Below are 19113 nucleotides of genomic sequence, written 5' to 3'. Positions count from 1 at the left end.
CCGCCTTTCGTCTGAGAAGAAGCGCCCCATGTCCGACCTTGCTGCCCGCCTCGACAACTTCCTTGCCCGCCTTGAACAATGGCTGCCGCCCGAACTGACCGCAGCGGACTGGAAGGAGGCGGTGGCATTCCGCTGGCGCAAGCGGCAGAGTCTGTTTGGCAACATCGGCTATCTGCAGGCGATCCGCCAGCTGCCGCCGATTCACCTGACCGACCTGAAGAACATCGATCGCCAGAAAGACGCGATCGTGGCCAATTCGCGCCAGTTCGTCAAAGGCCTGCCGGCCAACAACGTGCTGCTGACCGGCGCACGCGGCACGGGCAAGTCGTCGCTGATCAAGGCCATCCTGAACGAATTCGTGCAGGACGGGCTGCGCCTGGTGGAAGTGGACAAGGACGACCTGGGCGACCTGGGCGATATCGTCGAGAAGCTGGCTTCGCGCCCGGAGCGTTTTGTGATCTTCTGCGACGACCTGTCGTTCGAGGATGGCGAGTCGGGCTACAAGTCGCTGAAATCGGCGCTCGACGGCTCGGTGGCCGCGCAATCGGACAACGTGCTGATCTATGCCACGTCGAACCGGCGCCATCTGCTGCCCGAGTACATGAAGGACAACGAGACCTACCAGCACACGTCAGATGGCGAGATCCATCCGGGCGAGGTGGTGGAAGAGAAGATTTCGCTGTCCGAGCGCTTCGGCCTGTGGCTGTCGTTCTATCCGCCGAAGCAGGACGAATACCTGGCGATCGTCGGACACTGGCTGTCGCACTTCGGCTGCACGCCGGCCGATATCGAGGCGGCGCGCGGCGACGCGCTGGTCTGGGCGCTGGAGCGCGGCTCGCGTTCAGGCCGGGTGGCCTGGCAATTTGCGCGCGACTGGGGCGGCAAGCATGGCAAGCCGTTTGTGGCTGACAAGGAATAACGGGCGATGACGGCGCAGATGGAAACCGTGACGACGGCCGACGGGCAGACGCGCAAGGTCACCGAGGTGGCCGTGGGCGTCATGGTCCAGCCCGATGGCCGCTTCCTGCTGGCACAGCGCCCGGCGGGCAAGCCGTACGAAGGCTACTGGGAATTCCCGGGCGGCAAGCTGGAACCGGGCGAATCCGTCGAGGACGCGCTGGCGCGCGAACTCCACGAGGAACTGGGGCTCGACATCCTGCGCAGCGAACGCTGGCACACGCTTGAACATGATTACCCGCACGCCTATGTGCGGCTGTATTTCTGCAAGATCACCGATTGGCGCGGCGAGCCGGTCGGCAGGGAAGGCCAGGCGTTTTCCTGGCAGGCAGTGCCCGTGGACGTCGGGCCGTTGCTACCGGCGACAATCCCGGTTGTCGACTGGCTGGCGCAGGAATCCAGCGCCAGCTGAATGCAGGTAAACAGGCCCGGCCAAGCCAGGCGGCGAGTCTTCAGTCTTCCTCGTCCGCCGGCAGGTCTGGCGATGGCGTTTCATCCGGCTTGCCGCCGATGACGTATTTCTCGGATGCCCAGGCGCCCAGGTCGATCTGCTTGCAGCGATCGGAGCAGAACGGGCGGAACTTGTTTTCCGGCACCCAGGCAACATCCTTGCCGCAGGTGGGACACTTGACGACGGCTGGCATCGCGGACTTCAGAAGTTACAGAGTTTGAGCAGGAAGGGGATGTCCGCGTCGACCGAGCGCGGCCGCATGTCGCCGTCCTGCTGGGTAAAGCGCACCCAGAGCATGTACTTGTTGGCGCTCATCTCGGGAATGAAGGCCAGCAGCGATTCGTCCAGGTACACCTGCATCAGCTGGTAGCTGCGGCCAGACAGCATCTGCTGATAGCTGCCGCCCGTGGCGATGACCTTGCCGCTCTGGCCCGACTCGCGCAGCAGGCGCAGCACGATGGTCGCACCCATGCGCAGCGAGGTCAGCGGCCGGGCCCACTTGAGGATATCGGCACGGCGGTCTTCGGCGGGATGGTGTTGCCAGGCGTAGTACGCCGGCAGGTCGAACTCGCAGGTGCCGCCCGGAATGATGGCGCGGCTGCGGATGCTGGTGAGCCACTCGTTGTCGGTCAGCAACTGACCGGCCTTGCCAACGGTCTGGCTCAGCGCGGCAATGCCCTGTTCGACTTCGGTGACGACGGCCACCAGCGCATCCTGGTCGATATGCGGATTGGCACGCAACGGCGCCAGGGCCTGGCGCTGGCGCTCCAGTTCCTTGATCAGGTCGGTCTTGAGGTCGGCACGGCCGGCCACGTCGATGATCTCGAAGATCGTGGTGATGGCAACGTGGTGCTGCAGCGGATGTTCCTGCCCGAGGAAATAATCCAGCCGATCGAACAGGTCTTCCAGGCGCAGGAGCGTCCTGATGCGTTCGTTGAAAGGATATTCGTACAGGATCAAGTCGTTATCCGTGCTGCGCGCCGAATGGCGGTTCGTAGGCGAGGGCGCCCGGCGGTCATGCCGCCGGTTTCTCTGCGCACGCTGGTGGCCCAGTCGTGGGGCAGAGGCCGGGAGCCGTCACTCGGTGCTTTTTCCCCGGCATGTTTCAGCGCATTCTATGCGAGTCGGAGCCCAAGGACAAATCGAAAGTTCCCCGGACTGCCCAGACCGGACAGCGCCGGCGCCGCGATATACCCAACCGGGTGATCCTTGGGTCGTCTCATGCGCCGGCCGGACTCGCCGACAGGCGGCGATACAGCGCATCGAGACGCGCCACCTGCGGCGCGAGTGCTTCGGGCGGGCCATCGTTATCGATCACGTCATCGGCCACGGCCAGGCGTGCCGCCCGGGTGGCCTGCCTTTGCATGATGGCCAGCACCTGGTCACGCGTGAACCCGTTCCGGCCCATGACCCGCGCCACCTGCGTTTCTTCCTGGCAGTCGACCACCAGAACGCGCCCCACGCGCGCGCGCCACGTGCCCGATTCCACGAGCAGCGGCACCACGTAGATCAGATAGGGATGCTGGCCCGCAGACCGGACGGCGGCGGCGCGCGCTTCGGTCAGCTCGCGGATCAGGGGGTGGGTGATGCCTTCGAGCCGGGCTTTGGCGGAAGGGTCGGAGAACACCAGCGCGCGCATCGCGTCGCGGTCCATCGCGCCATCGGATCGCAGGCAGCGCGGGCCGAAGGCTTCCACCAGCGGTGCGATGGCCGCGCCACCGGGCGCGGTGATCTCGTGGGCGAGCAGGTCGGTATCGATCAACGCGGCACCGCGCCCGGCAAACATGTCCGCGACGCGGGTCTTGCCGGAGCCGATACCGCCAGTAAGGCCGATTTCCAGCATGGGGGCAGGCAGGGGAGTCATAGGCGAATGGTGCCCCAACGATACCAGTTTTGACTGCCCTGATTGCGAAGCCGGCGGTCTGGCGATCCTAGTGGCCCGCGATCAGGCCCAGCGGCAGCACGTCCGGGCCCAGGAACAGCACGATCAGCCCGGCCCCGGCAATGTACGGGCCGTACGGGAACGGCGTCTCGCGGCCCTTGCGCTGGACCACCAGCATCAGGCCGCCAATGACGGCGCCAACGATCGACGACATCAGAATCAGCGCCGGCAGCGCCTGCCAGCCAAACCAGGCGCCCAGCGCGCCCATGAGCTTGAAGTCGCCATGGCCCATGCCGGCCTGTCCGCGCACCAGCGTGAACACCAGGTTGACGGTCCACAGCACCATGTAGCCAGCGGCGGCACCGATCACGGCGTCGGCCAGCGGCGCAAACCAGCCCTGCAGGTTCAGCAGCAGGCCCAGCCACAGCAGCGGCAGCGTGATCTGGTCAGGCAGCAGCTGGGTATCGGCGTCGATCAGGAACAGCGCCACCAGGGCCCAGATCATGACGATGGCCGCCAGGGCCTGTACGGTCGGGCCAAAATGCCACATCGCCAGCGCGGTCAGGGCCCCGCTTACGGCCTCCACCAGCGGGTACCGGACGCTGATGGGCGCCTTGCACGACGAACACCTGCCGCGCAGGAACAGGTAACTGACGACCGGGACGTTCTCCCAGGCTGCGATCTGGTGCCCGCAGTGCGGGCAGGCCGAGCGCGGCACCATGAGGTTGTAGCGCCCGGGATGCGGCAGCGGCTCGTCGCGGAGTTCGGCGATGTAGTTGGCCTCTTCGTAATCCATCATCTTCGGCAGGCGATGGATCACGACATTGAGGAAACTGCCTACGAGCAGACCCAGCAGGCCGGCCGCGACGATCAGGAAAGGCGCCGGCAGCGCCGCCAGCGAATCGAGCGTGGCGGCGCCGGCCGGTCCAAAAACTGCATGCATGCGAAATACCTGTTGTTAGACCACCTGGCCAAGCTTGAAGATCGGCAGGTACATGGCGACCACCATGCCACCGATCAGCACGCCCAGGATCACGATGATCAGCGGCTCGATCAGGCTGGAAATGGCGGCCACGGCGTCGTCCACCTCACGCTCGTAGAATTCCGCCACCTTCAGCAGCATGTTGTCCAGCGCACCCGATTCCTCGCCGATCTGCGTCATCTGCAGCACCATGTTGTCGAACAGGTGCGTGGCCTGCATGGCGTTGGTCAGGCTGGTACCGATGCGCACGGCCTGCTCGATTTCACGCGTGGCATCGTAGTACAGCCAGTTGCCGGCCGCGCCGCCAACCGACTCCATCGACTCCACCAGCGGCGTGCCGGCCGCGAACATCGTGGCCAGCGTGCGGGTCCAGCGAGCGACCACGGCCTTGCGGAACAGGCTGCCGAAGATGGGCATCTTCAGCAGCATCTTGTCGTGCCAGCGCTGGACTTTTTCTGACTTCTTGCGGGCCCGGAAGTAAAAGATGATCGAGAAGACCGGCGCGCCGACGATCAGGTACCAGTACGCGACAAAGAAATCGGACATGCCGATCACCACCTGCGTCGGGGCAGGCAGCGCCGCGCCAAAGCTCGAGAACACGCCCTTGAAGGCCGGGATCACGAACAGCATCAGCACCACGGTCACGGCAAAGGCCACGGTCAGCACGGCGATCGGATAGATCATTGCCGACTTGATCTGGCTCTTCAGCGCGATGCTCTTTTCCATGTACAGCGACAGGCGCTCGAGCAGTGCATCGAGAATACCGCCCTGTTCACCGGCATCGATCAGGTTGCAGTACAACGCGTCAAAGTACTTCGGATGGCGTCGGAAGGCCTGCGCCATGCTGCTACCGGCCTCGATGTCGAAGCGGATGTCGTTCAGCAGCTGGGTGAAGTTCGGGTTGGAGTGGCCGCGCGCAATGATGTCGATCGATTGCAGCAGCGGAATACCGGCCTTCAGCATGGTCGACAGCTGGCGGGTGAAGTACGCGATGTCCTTCTCGGTAATCTTCTTGCCGCGCGCCGCCTTGCGCTTCTTCATCTTGACGACGGTCAGGCCCTGCTTGCGCAGGGTGGAGGTCACCTCCGCCTGGCTCTCGGCCCGCTGCTCGCCCTTGAAGGCCTTGCCCTTGCGGTCCTTGGCCTCCCACTCGAAGATGTATTGCGTGGGCGCCTTCCGCCCTGTCCTGGCCCGTGACGGCGCTGCCGTCCGGGCGCCCGCCGCTGGTGCGCGCGTCGCCATGATTTGACCCCCGAAATAATGCTATTGCTATTGTTTTTGAGCACCCACAACCCGATGCGGATGCCCGTTTGCGCGGCCGGCTTCATGCCTTGCACTGTCCCGGCCGCGCGCCTGGTCAGTACCGCCTTGATCCGTTGCTAGGAGTTCGTGGTCGCCAGCACTTCTTCCAGCGACGTGACCCCCTGTTTTACCTTCTGCAGGCCGGCTTCGCGCAACGATAGCACGCCCTCTTTACGGGCCTGTTCGGCGATCTGCAGGGCTGTGCCATGCGACAGGATGATCTGCTGCATGGCTTCCGAGATGGGCATGACCTGGTAGATACCGCAACGCCCCTTGTAGCCGCTGCCGTTACAGCGCTCGCAGCCTACGGGGTGGTAGGGCTTCCAGCTGCCATCGACATCGGCTTCCGTAAAGCCGGCATCCAGCAGCACCTGCGGCGCCAGTTCGCTGGCGCGCTTGCACGTGCAGAGCCGGCGGGCCAGGCGCTGCGCGGTGATCATCAGCACCGACGACGCAATGTTGAATGGCGCCACGCCCATGTTCATCAGGCGGGTCAGCGTGGTCGGTGCATCATTGGTGTGCAGCGTGGACAGCACCAGGTGGCCCGTCTGGGCGGCCTTGATCGAAATGTCGGCGGTTTCCAGGTCGCGGATTTCGCCGACCATGATGATGTCCGGATCCTGCCGCAGGAACGACTTCAGCGCGGCCGCGAAGGTCAGGCCCGCCTTGTCGTTGACGTTCACCTGGTTGATGCCCGGCAGCTGGATTTCCGCAGGGTCCTCGGCCGTGGAGATATTGATGTCGCCCTGGTTCAGCATGTTCAGGAACGTGTAGAGCGACACGGTCTTGCCGCTGCCGGTGGGGCCGGTGACCAGCACCATCCCGTACGGGCGCTTGATGACCTCGAGCAGCAGTGCCTTCTGCTGGGGCTCGTAGCCAAGCTGGTCGATATCGAGCTTGTCGGTGGACGAATCCAGAATCCGCATCACGATCTTCTCGCCGAACAGCGTCGGCAGGGTCGATACGCGGAAGTCGATCGCCTTCTCGATGCTCTCCTTGCTGTCCTTGTCCTTGGGCACGGAGATCAGCAGCTTCATCCGGCCGTCCTGCGGCACGCGCTTTTCCGAGATGTCCAGCCGCGACAGCACCTTGATACGGGTGGCGATCTTGTCGCGGATGTCCAGCGGCGGGCGGGCAACTTCCTGCAGCACGCCGTCCACGCGGAACCGGATGCGGTAGAAGAACTCGAACGGCTCGAAATGCAAGTCGGACGCGCCGCGATTGAAGGCTTCGTTCAGCAGCTTCTGCAGGAAGCGCACCACCGGGGCGTCGTCGATCTCGTTGCCCGGGCCCTTGCGCGCGGCGGCCGCGGCCGACGGGTCGTATTCGATCATCTTCTGCGCGGTCGGCGTGACCGGCGAGATGTTCTTGAGCGTGCCAAGCGCCTCGCTGGCGGCCCGCACATGCTTCATGAGCTTGTCGTGCTCGACTACGACCGTTTCCACCGGCAGGTTCATCTTCTGCCGGATGGCCTCGACGCCGGCCTGGTTGGCCGGGTCGGACATCGCCACGATCAGCCGGTTCTCGCGCCGGCCCAGCGGCAGCAGCCGGTGGGCGTGGAATTCGCGGTTGCCGGCCAGCGCCGGCGGCACGCGGCCGAGGTTGTATTGCGACAGGTCGAGCAGCGGCAGCTGGTATTTGTCGGCGGCAAAGATCGCCACGTCGTGGGCGGACATCGTGCCGCTGCCAATGATCTCGTCGATCAGCTGCATTTTCTTTTCCCGTGCCGATTGCTCGAGCTGGGCGAGCAGCGCCGGTGCGATCCGCCGGCTCTGGGCAAGCGCAAGACCTAGTGTCATGGCGAAATACGATGCAAGGTGCGCAGGCTGCCGAAGGCTGGTCGGAAAACGGCGGGCGGCGCGGTTGACAGCGGCGGGACGGCACAGGGCGCGGGTCCCAGGATCGGGGCAGTTTGCCGCCGGGGTCACTTTTTGTAAAGCTGGCTCGCGTGCGCGTTGGCGTTTGCGCGACACGGCTGCAACCCTACTTGCGCGGGGGACGGAAACGGAGGTGGTTCGGCCGGGCGGGGCGAGGGGAAAGGCGGAGGACAAAAACAAAAAAGCCGCACATCGCTGTGCGGCTTCCTGCTGATACCTGTGATGTGCGGCGGTGCCGTACATCGAAATCTGGTCGGGGTGAGAGGATTCGAACCTCCGGCCTCTACGTCCCGAACGTAGCGCTCTACCAGGCTAAGCTACACCCCGATTTCTGTTGCCGGCTGACATTGCGTCGTCAGCAGCAAAGAACAAAATTCTAGCGGCGTTTCCTGAGGTTGGCAAGCACCATCTCAAGAAAAAGTGCTGGCCGCCGTCAGCTCTGTCGCTGCAGCGAGAATGCGCACAGTTCGATCAGCGTGTTCTTGAGCGGCGAATCCGGGAATTGCATGGCGGCCTGCTCGGCGGCTTCGGCCTCGTGGCGGGCGGCCGCAAACGTTACCTCCAGCGCCCCGCTGGCGTGGATGGCCGAGAAGACGGCGTCGAAGTGTTCGGTGCCGCCTTGCACGATGGCGTCGCGCGCCAGTTCCCGCTGTTCGGCCGTGCCATGCTCCAGCAGGTGCAGCAGCGGCAGCGTGGGCTTGCCTTCACGCAGGTCGTCGCCGGCGTTCTTGCCCATCTGCTCGGCGCTGGCCGTGTAGTCGAGCATGTCGTCGATCAGCTGGAACGCCGTGCCGATGCGTCGGCCATACTCGGCGGCGGCTTCCTCCATGGCGGCGTCGGCGCCGGCCAGCACGGCGCCCAGTTGCGCCGAGGCCTCGAACAGCTTGGCCGTCTTGTACCGGATCACCTGCAGATAACGCTCTACCGTGACGTCGGGGTCGTGCATGTTCAGCAGCTGCAGCACCTCGCCCTCGGCAATCACGTTGGTGGCGTTGGAGAGAATCTCCATGATGCGCATGCTGCCGGCGTCCACCATCATCTGGAAGGCGCGCGAATAGAGGAAATCGCCCACCAGCACGCTGGCGGCGTTGCCGAACACGGCGTTGGCCGTCTGGCGGCCGCGCCGCAGCTCGGATTCGTCCACCACGTCGTCGTGCAGCAGCGTGGCCGTGTGGATGAACTCCACCACGGCGGCCAGTTCGTGATGGCGGTGGCCCTCGTAGCCGAACGCGCGTGCCGACAGCAGCAGGATGACCGGGCGCAGGCGCTTGCCGCCCGCGCTGATGATGTATTCGCCAATCTGCTCGACCAGCGGGACTTCGGACGACAGGCGACGGCGGATGACGGCGTCAACGGCGCGCATGTCGGCAGCGACCGGGGCAAGCAAGGCAGTGGCGGAAGACTGGGACAAGATGAGATCACCGTTTCGCAAAACCGGTGGATTATATGCGATGCAGGTGTGACTATGGCCGTCGTTGGAGTGCGATGGAAGGGAATGTCAGACGTGCCGCCGTGCGGGCGTCGGCCGGGGCACGCGCGCATCTATAATGCCGTCATGGACAAGCCCCATGCATCCCGACGGCATGTCCGCCGCACAGCCTGGTGGGTGGCGTTCGCTGCCCTGGCCGGGTTCCTGCTGGCCGACCTGACCTGATCCCGCACGCAAGCGGGAAGTGCGCTGCCCGCCCCAGCAGGCAGCCCGGCGGGCTATCTTCTTGTTTTCTTTGCGCTTTTCCGTAAACCGGATTATAATTTGCGGTTCCTTCGGTCGCGCTTCATGCGCGCACCGTCTGCGGCGCACGAAACGGCGCCGGCTCCGGGTCTCCCGGAGCAGCATTCATCGTTTCAATCAACATCGAGAGGTTCGACAATGTACGCGGTCGTAAAAACCGGCGGCAAGCAATACAAGGTTGCTGCTGGCGAAAAACTTAAAGTAGAACAGATACCGGCTGACATTGGCGCAGAAATCACGCTGGACCAGGTGCTCGCAGTGGGCGCCGGCGACCAAATCAAGTTTGGTACGCCGCTGGTGAGCGGGGCTTCCGTCAAGGCTACCGTTATCGCCCAAGGTCGTCACGACAAGGTGAAGATCTTCAAGATGCGCCGTCGCAAGCACTACCAGAAGCGTCAGGGCCATCGTCAGAATTACACCGAACTGCGCATCGAAGCCATCGTTGCCTGAGCCCCGGCTCGGACACAGGTTTCATCGCATAAGGTCAACAGGAGTTAAGACATGGCACAGAAAAAAGGCGGCGGCTCTACGCGGAACGGACGTGATTCGGAATCGAAGCGTCTGGGCGTGAAGGTGTACGGTGGCCAGGCCATCAACGCCGGCGGCATCATCGTTCGTCAACGCGGCACGCGCGTGCACGCTGGCGACAACGTGGGTGTTGGCAAGGACCACACCCTGTTCGCGCTGGTGGACGGCCACGTGCAGTTCGCCGTCAAGGGCGCTGCCAAGAAGCAGCAAGTCAGCGTCGTTCCGGCGGCCTGATAACAGCCTTTGCAGCACGAAAGGCCCCGCAGCACATGCGGGGCTTTTTTTATTTTCGGCTCGCCGGCAAAACGCTTCTGGCGTCGTTGCGCGGCCTTGCCGTAACATTTGTATTATCTGCGGCCACGCGCCCTGGCCAGAACCGCTTCGCTTCGTTTCCCTGGCGTTTCGCGGGCGCAGCCAGATCCTCATCGGAAGACCAACATGAAGTTCATTGACGAAGCCCGTATCGAAGCGATCGCCGGCAATGGCGGCAACGGAAGCGCTTCGTTCCGGCGCGAGAAATTTGTGCCCTTCGGTGGCCCCGATGGCGGTGACGGCGGCCGTGGCGGCAGCGTGTTCGCGCAGGCCGACCGCAATATCAATACGCTGATCGACTTCCGCTACGCCAAGAAGCACGTCGCCCGCAATGGCGAGAACGGCCGTGGCTCCGACTGCTATGGCGCCGCCGGCGAAGACGTCACGCTGCGCATGCCGGTGGGAACGCTGATCACCGACATGGATACCGGCGAGGTCATCGCCGACCTGACCGAGCACGGCCAGCGCGTCTGCCTGGCCGAAGGCGGCATGGGCGGCTGGGGCAACCTGCACTTCAAGTCGAGTACCAACCGCGCGCCGCGCCAGCAGGTCGACGGCAAGCCGGGCGAGCGCCGCATGCTCAAGCTCGAACTGAAGGTGCTGGCCGACGTTGGCCTGCTGGGCATGCCCAACGCGGGCAAGTCCACGTTCATCTCGCATGTGTCGAACGCCCGCCCGAAGGTGGCGGACTACCCGTTCACCACGCTGCATCCGAACCTGGGCGTGGTCCGCGTGGACCATGAGCAGTCGTTCGTGGTGGCGGACATTCCCGGCCTGATCGAAGGTGCCGCCGAAGGTGCCGGCCTGGGCCACCAGTTCCTGCGCCACCTGCAGCGAACCGGCCTGCTGCTGCATATCGTCGATATCGCACCGTTCGACGAGAACGTCGACCCCGTTGCCGAGGCCAAGGCCATCGTCAACGAACTGAAGAAGTACGACGAGACCCTGTACGAAAAGCCGCGCTGGCTGGTGCTGAACAAGCTCGACGTGGTGCCCGACGACGAGCGCGCCACGCGGGTGAAGGATTTCATCAAGCGCTACAAGTGGAAGGGCCCGGTGTTCCATATCTCGGCGCTGACCGGCGAGGGCTGCCGCGAGCTGGTCTACGCGATCAAGGACCACCTGGCTGCGCTCAAGGCTGAAGAGGCCGCGGCGCTGGCAGAGCCCGACATCCGCCTGGATGACCGGCTGCACAACGTCGACCGGGGCGACGAGCAGGCGTAAGCTGTCACACCCCAACACAATAACCACGGCTCGGAGACAGGAAACCCGTCATGCAATCGGTCATCGCCCAGGCAAAACGTATTGTCGTCAAAGTGGGTTCGAGCCTGGTCACCAACGACGGCAAGGGGCTGGACCACGACGCCATTGCGCGCTGGGCGGCCCAGATCGCCAAGCTGCGCGGTACCGGCAAGGAAGTGGTGCTGGTCAGTTCGGGCGCAATCGCCGAAGGCATGCAGCGCCTGGGCTGGTCGCGCCGGCCGAAAGAAATCCACGAACTGCAGGCGGCCGCCGCCGTGGGCCAGATGGGCCTGGCACAGGTCTACGAAAGTCAGTTCGGTCGTTATGGCATCCGCACGGCGCAGGTGCTGCTGACCCACGCCGACCTGGCCGACCGCGAGCGCTATCTCAATGCGCGCTCCACGCTGCTTACGCTGCTGAGCCTGGGCGTGGTGCCGATCATCAACGAGAACGACACCGTGGTCACCGATGAAATCAAGTTCGGCGACAACGACACGCTCGGTGCGCTGGTCACGAACCTGATCGAAGGCGATGCGCTGGTGATCCTGACCGACCAGCGTGGCCTGTACACGGCCGATCCGCGCAAGGACCCGAATGCCGAATTCGTCGACGAGGCGCTGGCCGGCACGCCGGAGCTGGAAGCCATGGCGGGCGGCGCGGGCACGTCCATCGGGCGCGGCGGCATGCTGACCAAGATCCTGGCGGCCAAGCGTGCCGCCAAATCCGGCGCCCATACGACGATTGCATCGGGCCGCGAGCAGGATGTGCTGGGCCGCCTGGCGGCTGGCGAGGCCATCGGCACGCAGCTGCTGGCGCCCACGGGCCGGCTGACCGCACGCAAGCAATGGATGGCCGATCACCTGCAGCTGCGCGGCCGCGTGGTGATCGATGCCGGCGCCGTCGAAAAGCTGACGGCCGGCGGCAAGTCGCTACTGCCCATCGGCGTGACGGAAGTGCAGGGCGAGTTTGCGCGTGGCGAAGTGGTGGCCTGCGTCGACGATACCGGCCGCGAAGTGGCGCGTGGCATCACCAACTATTCGAGCGCCGAGGCCCGGCTGATCGCGCGCAAGCCGTCTTCCGAAATCGAGACGGTGCTGGGCCATCTGAACGAGCCCGAGCTGATTCATCGCGACAACCTCGTGCTGGTCTGACAACGGCCCGGCGCCCATGAAAAAAGGCGAGTCCCATTGGGTACTCGCCTTTTTTTTGCCCGGAGGGCTGGTCAGCGGCTGGGCGCGTAGGCCTTCAGGTCGCGGATCATCTGTTCCGGCTTGCCGGCCACCGTGCGGCCCTCGCAGAAGTAGTCCGTTGCCAGCGTGGCCGCGTAGGCGTTGCGGGCGCGGGTCTGCATGCGGATCCACAGGTCACGGTCCTCGCCCAGGTTCGGCACCCATTCCGTGGCGCCCTTGGGCAGCGTGGCGTAGATGCGGCGCTCGAACGCGTCGCAGCGCATGCCTTCGTAGCTGACGTTGCGGCCGCCGCCGGCACTGGTGATGACCACCGTGTAGCGCACCACGCGGTCGGGGCCGACCGAAATCGACTTCGGATCGACCATGAACCGGAAGTCGGACGAATCGTTGACCGAGAACGGGATCAGGTCCGCGTCCTGGGGCAGCGCCGGCAGCGCCGCCTGCACTTCCTTGAACGGCCGGTCCTCGAAGGGATTGATGAAGCCGCTGTCGGACGCCTTCTGTTCTTCCTCGGGCATACCCTTGCCAGTGGTCTTGCAGCCGGCAAGCGCCAGGCAGGCTGCCGCCAGCAACAGGCCGGAGCGAAGGCCCCGGCCGCTGAAACTAGTCATCCATGACTCCGTTTGTTGGTCGCCGGCTGGTCCGGCGAAAGAGTGGTCTCGGGCACGATGGCCGCCGCATCCAGGGTCGCCGTGTCACCGGTGGCGTGGTCGCTGTCGGCCGTGGCTGCCTGCAACGCCACTGGCGCGGCTTCCGGCTGCCGGTGCGGACGCGCGCCTTCGCCATGCCGGCCGTGCCCCATATGGTGATGCCCGTAAGGGCTCAGCGGCACGCGGCCACGGTTCAGGAACCGCGACAGTTCGGTCAGCGCCAGCTGGTAGACGTCGCGCTTGAATTCGATCACGGCGTCCAGCGGCACCCAGTAGTCGCTCCAGCGCCAGGCATCGAATTCCGGATGGTCACTCGCGCGCAGGTGGATGTCGCAATCGCGACACACCATGCGCAGCAGAAACCAGATCTGCTTCTGGCCCTTGTAGTGGCCGCGGATCTCGCGGCGAATGAACTTGTCCGGCACCTCATAACGCAGCCAGTCGCGCGTGCGACCGACGATCCTGACGTGCTCCGGAAGCAGCCCGACTTCTTCTTGCAGCTCGCGGAACATGGCCTGTTCCGGCGTCTCGCCGTACTTGATGCCACCTTGCGGAAACTGCCAGGAGTGTTCGCCGATTCGCTTGCCCCAGAAAACCTCGTTACGTGCGTTGATGAGGATGATGCCGACGTTCGGGCGAAAGCCTTCACGATCGAGCATGACTGCACCTCGAATCCTTTAGAATTACGTCGATTATAAGGGATGCGCGCGCATCGGCCCGACCCCGGGAATGCTGGTTTTCCCGACCAGATGGGCAGTTTCAGGCGCGTCCCCCCGTGAACCGAAAGTCCTTTGCTGCCGTCCGGCGGCGCGGCCGATCCGGCCCGCCACGACCAGCCTTACGAGAATCCAACGGATGAAAGCCTCGCATTTCTTCATTTCCACCCTCAAGGAAGCCCCCGCAGACGCGGAAATCGTGTCGCACAAACTGATGATGCGGGCCGGCATGATCAAGAAGCTGGGCGCCGGCATCTACAGCTACATGCCGGTGGGCCTGCGCGTGATCCGCAAGGTGGAGAACATCGTTCGCGAGGAAATGAACCGCGCCGGCGCCGTGGAACTGCTGATGCCGGTGGTCCAGCCGGCCGAGCTGTGGCAGGAAACCGGCCGCTGGGACAAGATGGGCCCCGAGCTGCTGCGCCTGAAAGACCGCCACGAGCGCGATTTCGCGCTGCAGCCGACCTCGGAAGAGGTGGTCACCGACATCGCCCGGGGCGAAATCCGCAGCTACAAGCAGCTGCCGGTGAACTTCTACCAGATCCAGACCAAGTTCCGCGACGAGCGCCGTCCCCGCTTCGGCATCATGCGCGGCCGCGAATTCACGATGAAGGACGCCTATTCGTTCGACCGTGACGTCGAGGGCCTGAAGGTCTCGTACAAGAGCATGTACGACGCCTACCAGCGCATTTTCACGCGTTTCGGCCTGGAATTCCGCGCGGTGGCGGCCGATAACGGCGCCATCGGCGGCTCGGGCTCGCACGAATTCCATGTGATTGCCGACACCGGCGAAGACGCCATCGTCTACTGCCCCACGTCGGAGTACGCGGCCAACATGGAAGCCGCCGAGGCGCTGCCGCTGACGGCCCAGCGCGCCGCGCCGGCCGAGGACCTGGCCAGGACGTCGACGCCGGGCAAGGCCAAGTGCGAGCACGTGGCCGAATTCCTGGGCATGCCGCTGGACCGCACGGTCAAGTCGATCGTGCTGGCCACCGATGGCGATGCCGGCGCGCAGATCTGGCTGCTGCTGATCCGTGGCGACCACGAACTGAACGAGGTCAAGGCATCGAAGGTGCCGGGCCTGGCCGAATTCCGATTCGCCACCGAGACCGAGATCGTCGACGCCTTTGGCTCGCCTCCGGGCTACCTGGGCCCGATCGGCACGAAGAAGCCGGTCAAGGTGGTGGCAGACCGCACCGTGGCCAACATGAGCGATTTCTGCTGCGGCGCCAACGAGCGTGATTACCACTACACCGGCGTGAACTGGGGCCGCGACCTGCCCGAGCCGGCCGTGGCGGACCTGCGCAACGTGGTGGCGGGCGATGCCTCGCCGGACGGCAAGGGCACGCTGGAAATCTGCCGCGGCATCGAGGTGGGTCACGTCTTCATGCTGGGCACCCGCTATTCGGAGTCGATGAATGCGGTGTTCCTGGACGAAACGGGCAAGAACCAGCCGATGCAGATGGGCTGCTATGGCATTGGCGTCACTCGTATCCTGGGCGCGGCCATCGAACAGAACTACGACGAGCGCGGCATCATCTGGCCGGCTTCCATCGCCCCGTTCGCGGTGGTGGTGTGCCCGGTGGGCTATGACCGCAACGAAGCGGTGAAGGCCGAGGCAGACCGCATCCATGCCGAACTGCTGGCAGCCGGCGTGGACGTGATCCTGGACGACCGCGGCGAGCGCCCGGGCGTGATGTTTGCCGACTGGGAGCTGATTGGCGTGCCGCACCGCGTGGTGGTGGGCGACCGTGGCCTCAAGGAAGGCAAGGTCGAATACCAGGGCCGCCGCGATGCGCAGGCCACCCCGGTGGCCGTGGCCGACGTGGTGGCGCACGTGCGCAACCTGCTGTCCAGCTAAGCGACGGTCGAAGCGTCATGCGCGCCGCTGGCCTGCCGATGTCCCGCCGCTGGGCTGCCGCCCTGGCTGGCGGCGTGTTTTGTGCCGTGTTGTCCACGGCAGCCTGCGCCGGCGCGCAGAAGGAAGAGGCGCTGGCCGATTCCGTGCGGGGCGCGCTGGCTGCGGCGATTGCCGATAACCGGCCGGTGCGTCCGACGTTTGCGTCCGGCGGCGAGAAGCTTGGCTACCTGAAATGGCTGGGTGAGATGTCGCGGCGGCTGGAATCGCGGATGCCCGATCCGCAGACGCGCGTCGAACTGATCGAAACGGTTTATTACGAAGCCAAGCGGGCCGGACTGGAGCCGTCGCTGGTGCTGGGCCTGGTGCAGGTGGAAAGCGGATTCCGCAAGTACGCCATCAGTTCGGCCGATGCTCGCGGGCTGATGCAGGTGATGCCGTTCTGGGTACGCTCTATCGGTGACGGTGACACGCGCAAGCTGTTCCACCTGCAAAGCAACCTGCGCTACGGCTGCACGATCCTGCGCCACTATCTGGATCGCGAGAACGGCGACCTGTTCTTGGCGCTGGGCCGTTACAACGGCAGCCGTGGCCGCCCCGAATATCCCAATGCGGTGCTGGGCGCCTGGAAGCGCTGGCAGTATTCCGAGGCCACGGTCACGATCGCCGGCGACCCCGACGGCGCGGCGCCCGCGGCCACGGCGCCGGCACGCCGCACGCTGCCGCCCGAATCGCCTGCGCGTAACCCGTTCTCGCCGCAGCGGCTGGCGAATCCGTCATGACACGTGAGTCCCGCGCAGGGTATCGCGCCACGTCCCCCGAACTCGAACTATGGCTGAAGCGCCATATCGAGCAGGGCTTCGATGCCGAATCGCTGGTGCTGTCGATGTTGCGGTCGGGCTACGACGCCACGTTCGCCCGCGATACCGTCAATGCCGCGCTGGGCCACCGCCCGCCGCCCAGGCAGGCGCCGGCACCCGCGCCGGTAGTGACCCGGCGGGCGGGCCAGCCTGCGGCGTCGGCAGTTCCGGCTGCCGGGGCTGTGGCGGCTGCAGCGTCCACACCGGCCGCCGGCAGCAACGCGTTCCGCCACGAAGGGCGCGAGATGCCGATCCTGTTCGCGCTGGAGGCGCCGCGCATCCTGCTGCTGCAGAATCTGCTGGATGGCACCGAGTGCGACGCGCTGATCTCGCTGGCGCGCGACCGCCTGCAGCGCTCGCCCGTGGTGAATCCGGACACCGGCGATGAAAACCTGATCGACGCCCGCACCAGCATGGGCGCGATGTTCCAGGTTGGCGAGCATGCGCTGATCCAGCAGATCGAGGCCCGTATCGCCGCCATCACAGGCTTGCCGGTCGAGCATGGCGAGGGCCTGCAGATCCTTAACTACAAGCCCGGCGGCGAGTACCAGCCGCATTTCGATTTCTTCAATCCGCAACGCCCCGGCGAAGCGCGCCAGCTGCGCGTGGGCGGCCAGCGCGTGGCTACGCTGGTGATCTACCTGAACAGTCCGCCGGCCGGGGGCGCCACGGCGTTCCCGCGGGTTGGTCTGGAGGTGGCGCCGGTCAAGGGCAATGCGGTGTTCTTCCGCTACAAGCAGCCCGACGGCACGCTCGACGACCGCACGCTGCATGCCGGACTGCCCGTGGCGTCCGGAGAGAAGTGGATTGCCACCAAATGGCTGCGCGAGCATCCGTATCGCAGCCGGGGCTGAGCCGCTTCTGGTTCGACCCGGCGCTGCCCGTGGTCGAAAGCCGGCGCGCCTGCGATAGCCAGGCCGCCTACCTTCCGCATACGCATCCCACGCTGTCGGTCGGCGCCGTCGACGGCGGCGCCAGTGTCTTCGGCCATGACCAGCGCAACGTCCGGCGCGATACCCGGCTGGCGCCGGGCGCAGTGGTGTGGGTGCCCGCCGGCTGCGTGCATGCCTGCAACCCGGTGCCCGACGGGCGCTGGAGCTACCAGATGATCCATATCGACGCGGCATGGGCCGATGCGGTGCTGGACGAGGCGGGCCGGGCCCGCGTGCGGCGGGTCCACGTCACCGATGATGCTGCGCCGTACGCGCTGGTCTGCGCGCTGAACGCGATGCTGTTTTCCGATGCCGAGGTGGTGGAAAAGGAGGCGGCGCTGGTGGCATTCGTGGGCGACATGCAGGCCTGGCTGGCGAAGGATGGGCCGAATGGGCGCGGGCAGGGCATGCCGGCAGATCGGTTGCCTGCGGACGGCCCGCTCGATCGCGTGACCGCGCTGCTGCACGACCGCCATGGCGACGCACTGCCGCTGGCCCAGCTGGCCGAGGTGGCGGGGATGAGCCGCTATCAGTTGATCCGCCATTTCCGGGCGCGGATTGGCATGACGCCGCATGCGTTCCAGATCGATATCCGCATCCAGCATGCGCGCCGGCTGCTGCGCCGTGGCCATGCCCCGGCCGATGTAGCCCAGCAGCTCGGGTTTGCCGACCAGAGCCACTTTCATCGCGCATTCCGCCAGCGCGTGGCGCTGACCCCGCGCGCGTATCAGCGGCTGGGCTAGCTGGACTCCGGGGCCTCCAGGCTTCAGCCTTCGGGACCACCGCGCGCCCCGCGCAATTTTCTTCAATCCTTGCCGCGCCGGTGCCGCCAGACTGCCCGCCTCGACACGTGTTCAAAGGCAGGGAGGCTGGGATGGGATTCGATCAGGCGTCGTGGCAGCAGTTTGCGATGGTGGCCGGCGCGCATGGGCTGGCGTTGCTGAGTCCGGGGCCGGACTTTTTCCTGGTGGTCAGGGCGTCGATGGTCGACGGCGTGCGCAGCGCCATCGGCGTATGCCTGGGCATCGCGCTGGGCAACGGCGTCTATATTGCGCTGGCGCTTGCGGGACTGGCTGCCACGGCCGGCATGCACGGCCTGTTCGGCGCGCTGCAATGGGCCGGCTGCGCCTACCTGATGTGGATGGGGTGGAAATTCCTGCGTGCGCGTGGCGCCGTGCGGCTGCCCGCCGCGCCCGCGGATATTGCCGATGCACCACGGACATCCGGCGCCATGCCCGGCCCCGCGTATCTGGCGCAGGTTGGCTCGGGCTTTTTGTCGGCTGTCCTCAATCCCAAGAACGGGCTGTTCTACGCCAGCCTGTTTGCCGTGCTGGCGGGGCGGTCCACGTCGCTGACCACGCAGGCCGCCTATGGGGTGTGGATGTTCGCAGCGGTGCTGCTGTGGGATATCGCCGTGGCGGCCGCCGTGCGGCATCCGGTCGTGATGGGGCGTTTTGTGCGCTCGGTACGTACCGTCGAACGGGCTACCGGCGTGGTGCTGTGGGGAATGGCCGTCGCGGTCGCCATCCATGCCGCTGGCCGCTAGCGTGGCTGCGCGACCGATGCCGTACCGGCACATTTCGCCTCAACTGTATCGGTACTGTACTGAGCAGTGTCCCTAGACTGAGCGCCTGTTTCGATT

20 protein-coding genes and 1 tRNA gene are annotated in these 19113 nt (G+C 65.5%); 11 read left to right on the top strand and 10 right to left on the bottom strand.

Going from position 1 to position 19113, the window contains the following annotated elements:
* The first annotated feature begins 28 nt into the window (after window positions 1–28).
* Window positions 29–919, top strand: coding sequence for an ATP-binding protein (locus tag A9J21_RS04765; protein WP_066732398.1), 891 nt, complete (start codon window positions 29–31; stop codon window positions 917–919).
* A gap of 6 nt (window positions 920–925) precedes the next feature.
* A complete protein-coding gene (locus tag A9J21_RS04760; RefSeq protein WP_066732394.1) occupies window positions 926–1369 on the top strand; it encodes an NUDIX domain-containing protein in 444 nt (147 codons plus the stop codon).
* 40 nt (window positions 1370–1409) lie between these two features.
* Here the strand turns inward: A9J21_RS04760 and A9J21_RS04755 are convergent, their stop codons facing one another.
* The 8 genes from A9J21_RS04755 to ispB all read right to left on the bottom strand — a co-directional run bounded on the left by A9J21_RS04755 (window position 1410) and on the right by ispB (window position 8814).
* Complete coding sequence (locus A9J21_RS04755; RefSeq protein WP_066732392.1) at window positions 1410–1601, bottom strand: DNA gyrase inhibitor YacG; 192 nt, start codon at window positions 1599–1601, stop codon at window positions 1410–1412.
* Between the two features lie 8 nt (window positions 1602–1609).
* Entirely contained in the window at window positions 1610–2368 is a 759-nt protein-coding gene (gene zapD, locus A9J21_RS04750; RefSeq protein WP_066732390.1) for a cell division protein ZapD, read from the bottom strand.
* Window positions 2369–2627: 259 nt separating this feature from the next.
* Window positions 2628–3251, bottom strand: a complete 624-nt coding sequence (gene coaE / locus A9J21_RS04745) for a dephospho-CoA kinase (protein WP_066732388.1) — start codon at window positions 3249–3251, stop codon at window positions 2628–2630.
* Between the two features lie 88 nt (window positions 3252–3339).
* Window positions 3340–4233 (bottom strand): A24 family peptidase, encoded by an 894-nt coding sequence (locus A9J21_RS04740; RefSeq protein WP_066732386.1) that lies wholly within the window; start codon window positions 4231–4233, stop codon window positions 3340–3342.
* A 15-nt stretch (window positions 4234–4248) separates the two neighbouring features.
* Window positions 4249–5514: a type II secretion system F family protein gene (locus tag A9J21_RS04735; RefSeq protein WP_066732384.1), complete on the bottom strand. Its 1266-nt coding sequence runs from the start codon at window positions 5512–5514 to the stop codon at window positions 4249–4251.
* Between the two features lie 137 nt (window positions 5515–5651).
* A complete protein-coding gene (gene pilB / locus A9J21_RS04730; protein ID WP_066732382.1) occupies window positions 5652–7373 on the bottom strand; it encodes a type IV-A pilus assembly ATPase PilB in 1722 nt (573 codons plus the stop codon).
* Window positions 7374–7701: 328 nt separating this feature from the next.
* Window positions 7702–7778, bottom strand: a tRNA-Pro gene (locus A9J21_RS04725).
* A 106-nt stretch (window positions 7779–7884) separates the two neighbouring features.
* On the bottom strand, window positions 7885–8814 hold the full coding sequence (ispB, locus tag A9J21_RS04720) for an octaprenyl diphosphate synthase (RefSeq protein WP_066732380.1): 930 nt from the start codon (window positions 8812–8814) through the stop codon (window positions 7885–7887).
* Window positions 8815–9321: 507 nt separating this feature from the next.
* Here ispB and rplU point away from each other — a divergent pair.
* From rplU to proB, 4 genes are all read left to right on the top strand, one after another.
* Window positions 9322–9633, top strand: coding sequence for a 50S ribosomal protein L21 (gene rplU / locus A9J21_RS04715; RefSeq protein ID WP_008647259.1), 312 nt, complete (start codon window positions 9322–9324; stop codon window positions 9631–9633).
* A gap of 51 nt (window positions 9634–9684) precedes the next feature.
* Window positions 9685–9945: a 50S ribosomal protein L27 gene (rpmA, locus tag A9J21_RS04710; protein ID WP_066732378.1), complete on the top strand. Its 261-nt coding sequence runs from the start codon at window positions 9685–9687 to the stop codon at window positions 9943–9945.
* 204 nt (window positions 9946–10149) lie between these two features.
* Window positions 10150–11247: a GTPase ObgE gene (gene obgE / locus A9J21_RS04705; protein WP_066732376.1), complete on the top strand. Its 1098-nt coding sequence runs from the start codon at window positions 10150–10152 to the stop codon at window positions 11245–11247.
* A gap of 50 nt (window positions 11248–11297) precedes the next feature.
* Entirely contained in the window at window positions 11298–12416 is a 1119-nt protein-coding gene (proB, locus tag A9J21_RS04700) for a glutamate 5-kinase (RefSeq protein WP_066732374.1), read from the top strand.
* A gap of 71 nt (window positions 12417–12487) precedes the next feature.
* Here proB and A9J21_RS04695 read toward each other — a convergent pair whose 3' ends face one another.
* The gene (locus A9J21_RS04695; RefSeq protein WP_066732370.1) at window positions 12488–13066 is read right to left on the bottom strand and encodes a CNP1-like family protein; all 579 of its coding nucleotides are present in this window, start codon (window positions 13064–13066) and stop codon (window positions 12488–12490) included.
* Window positions 13063–13764, bottom strand: a complete 702-nt coding sequence (locus A9J21_RS04690) for an RNA pyrophosphohydrolase (protein ID WP_066732368.1) — start codon at window positions 13762–13764, stop codon at window positions 13063–13065. The genes A9J21_RS04695 and A9J21_RS04690 overlap by 4 nt, the downstream gene beginning before the upstream one ends.
* Window positions 13765–13960: 196 nt before the next feature.
* On the opposite strand from A9J21_RS04690, the gene A9J21_RS04685 reads away from it, so the two are divergent.
* The 5 genes from A9J21_RS04685 to A9J21_RS04665 all read left to right on the top strand — a co-directional run bounded on the left by A9J21_RS04685 (window position 13961) and on the right by A9J21_RS04665 (window position 19017).
* The gene (locus A9J21_RS04685; protein WP_066732366.1) at window positions 13961–15682 is read left to right on the top strand and encodes a proline--tRNA ligase; all 1722 of its coding nucleotides are present in this window, start codon (window positions 13961–13963) and stop codon (window positions 15680–15682) included.
* 17 nt (window positions 15683–15699) lie between these two features.
* A complete protein-coding gene (locus tag A9J21_RS04680) occupies window positions 15700–16461 on the top strand; it encodes a lytic transglycosylase domain-containing protein (RefSeq protein ID WP_066732364.1) in 762 nt (253 codons plus the stop codon).
* A complete protein-coding gene (locus tag A9J21_RS04675; protein WP_066732362.1) occupies window positions 16458–17393 on the top strand; it encodes a 2OG-Fe(II) oxygenase in 936 nt (311 codons plus the stop codon). The genes A9J21_RS04680 and A9J21_RS04675 overlap by 4 nt, the downstream gene beginning before the upstream one ends.
* On the top strand, window positions 17357–18214 hold the full coding sequence (locus tag A9J21_RS04670; protein ID WP_066732360.1) for an AraC family transcriptional regulator: 858 nt from the start codon (window positions 17357–17359) through the stop codon (window positions 18212–18214). Before A9J21_RS04675 ends, A9J21_RS04670 begins: the two co-directional genes overlap by 37 nt.
* A 131-nt stretch (window positions 18215–18345) precedes the next feature.
* Window positions 18346–19017 (top strand): LysE family translocator, encoded by a 672-nt coding sequence (locus tag A9J21_RS04665; RefSeq protein ID WP_066732359.1) that lies wholly within the window; start codon window positions 18346–18348, stop codon window positions 19015–19017.
* Window positions 19018–19113: the final 96 nt, after the last annotated feature.

Origin of the sequence: Cupriavidus sp. D384, assembly GCF_001652915.1 — a bacterium.
GTDB lineage: Bacteria > Pseudomonadota > Gammaproteobacteria > Burkholderiales > Burkholderiaceae > Cupriavidus.
The sequence above is the reverse complement of the archived record's forward strand: the minus strand, read 5'-3'. Positions and strand labels throughout refer to the sequence as shown.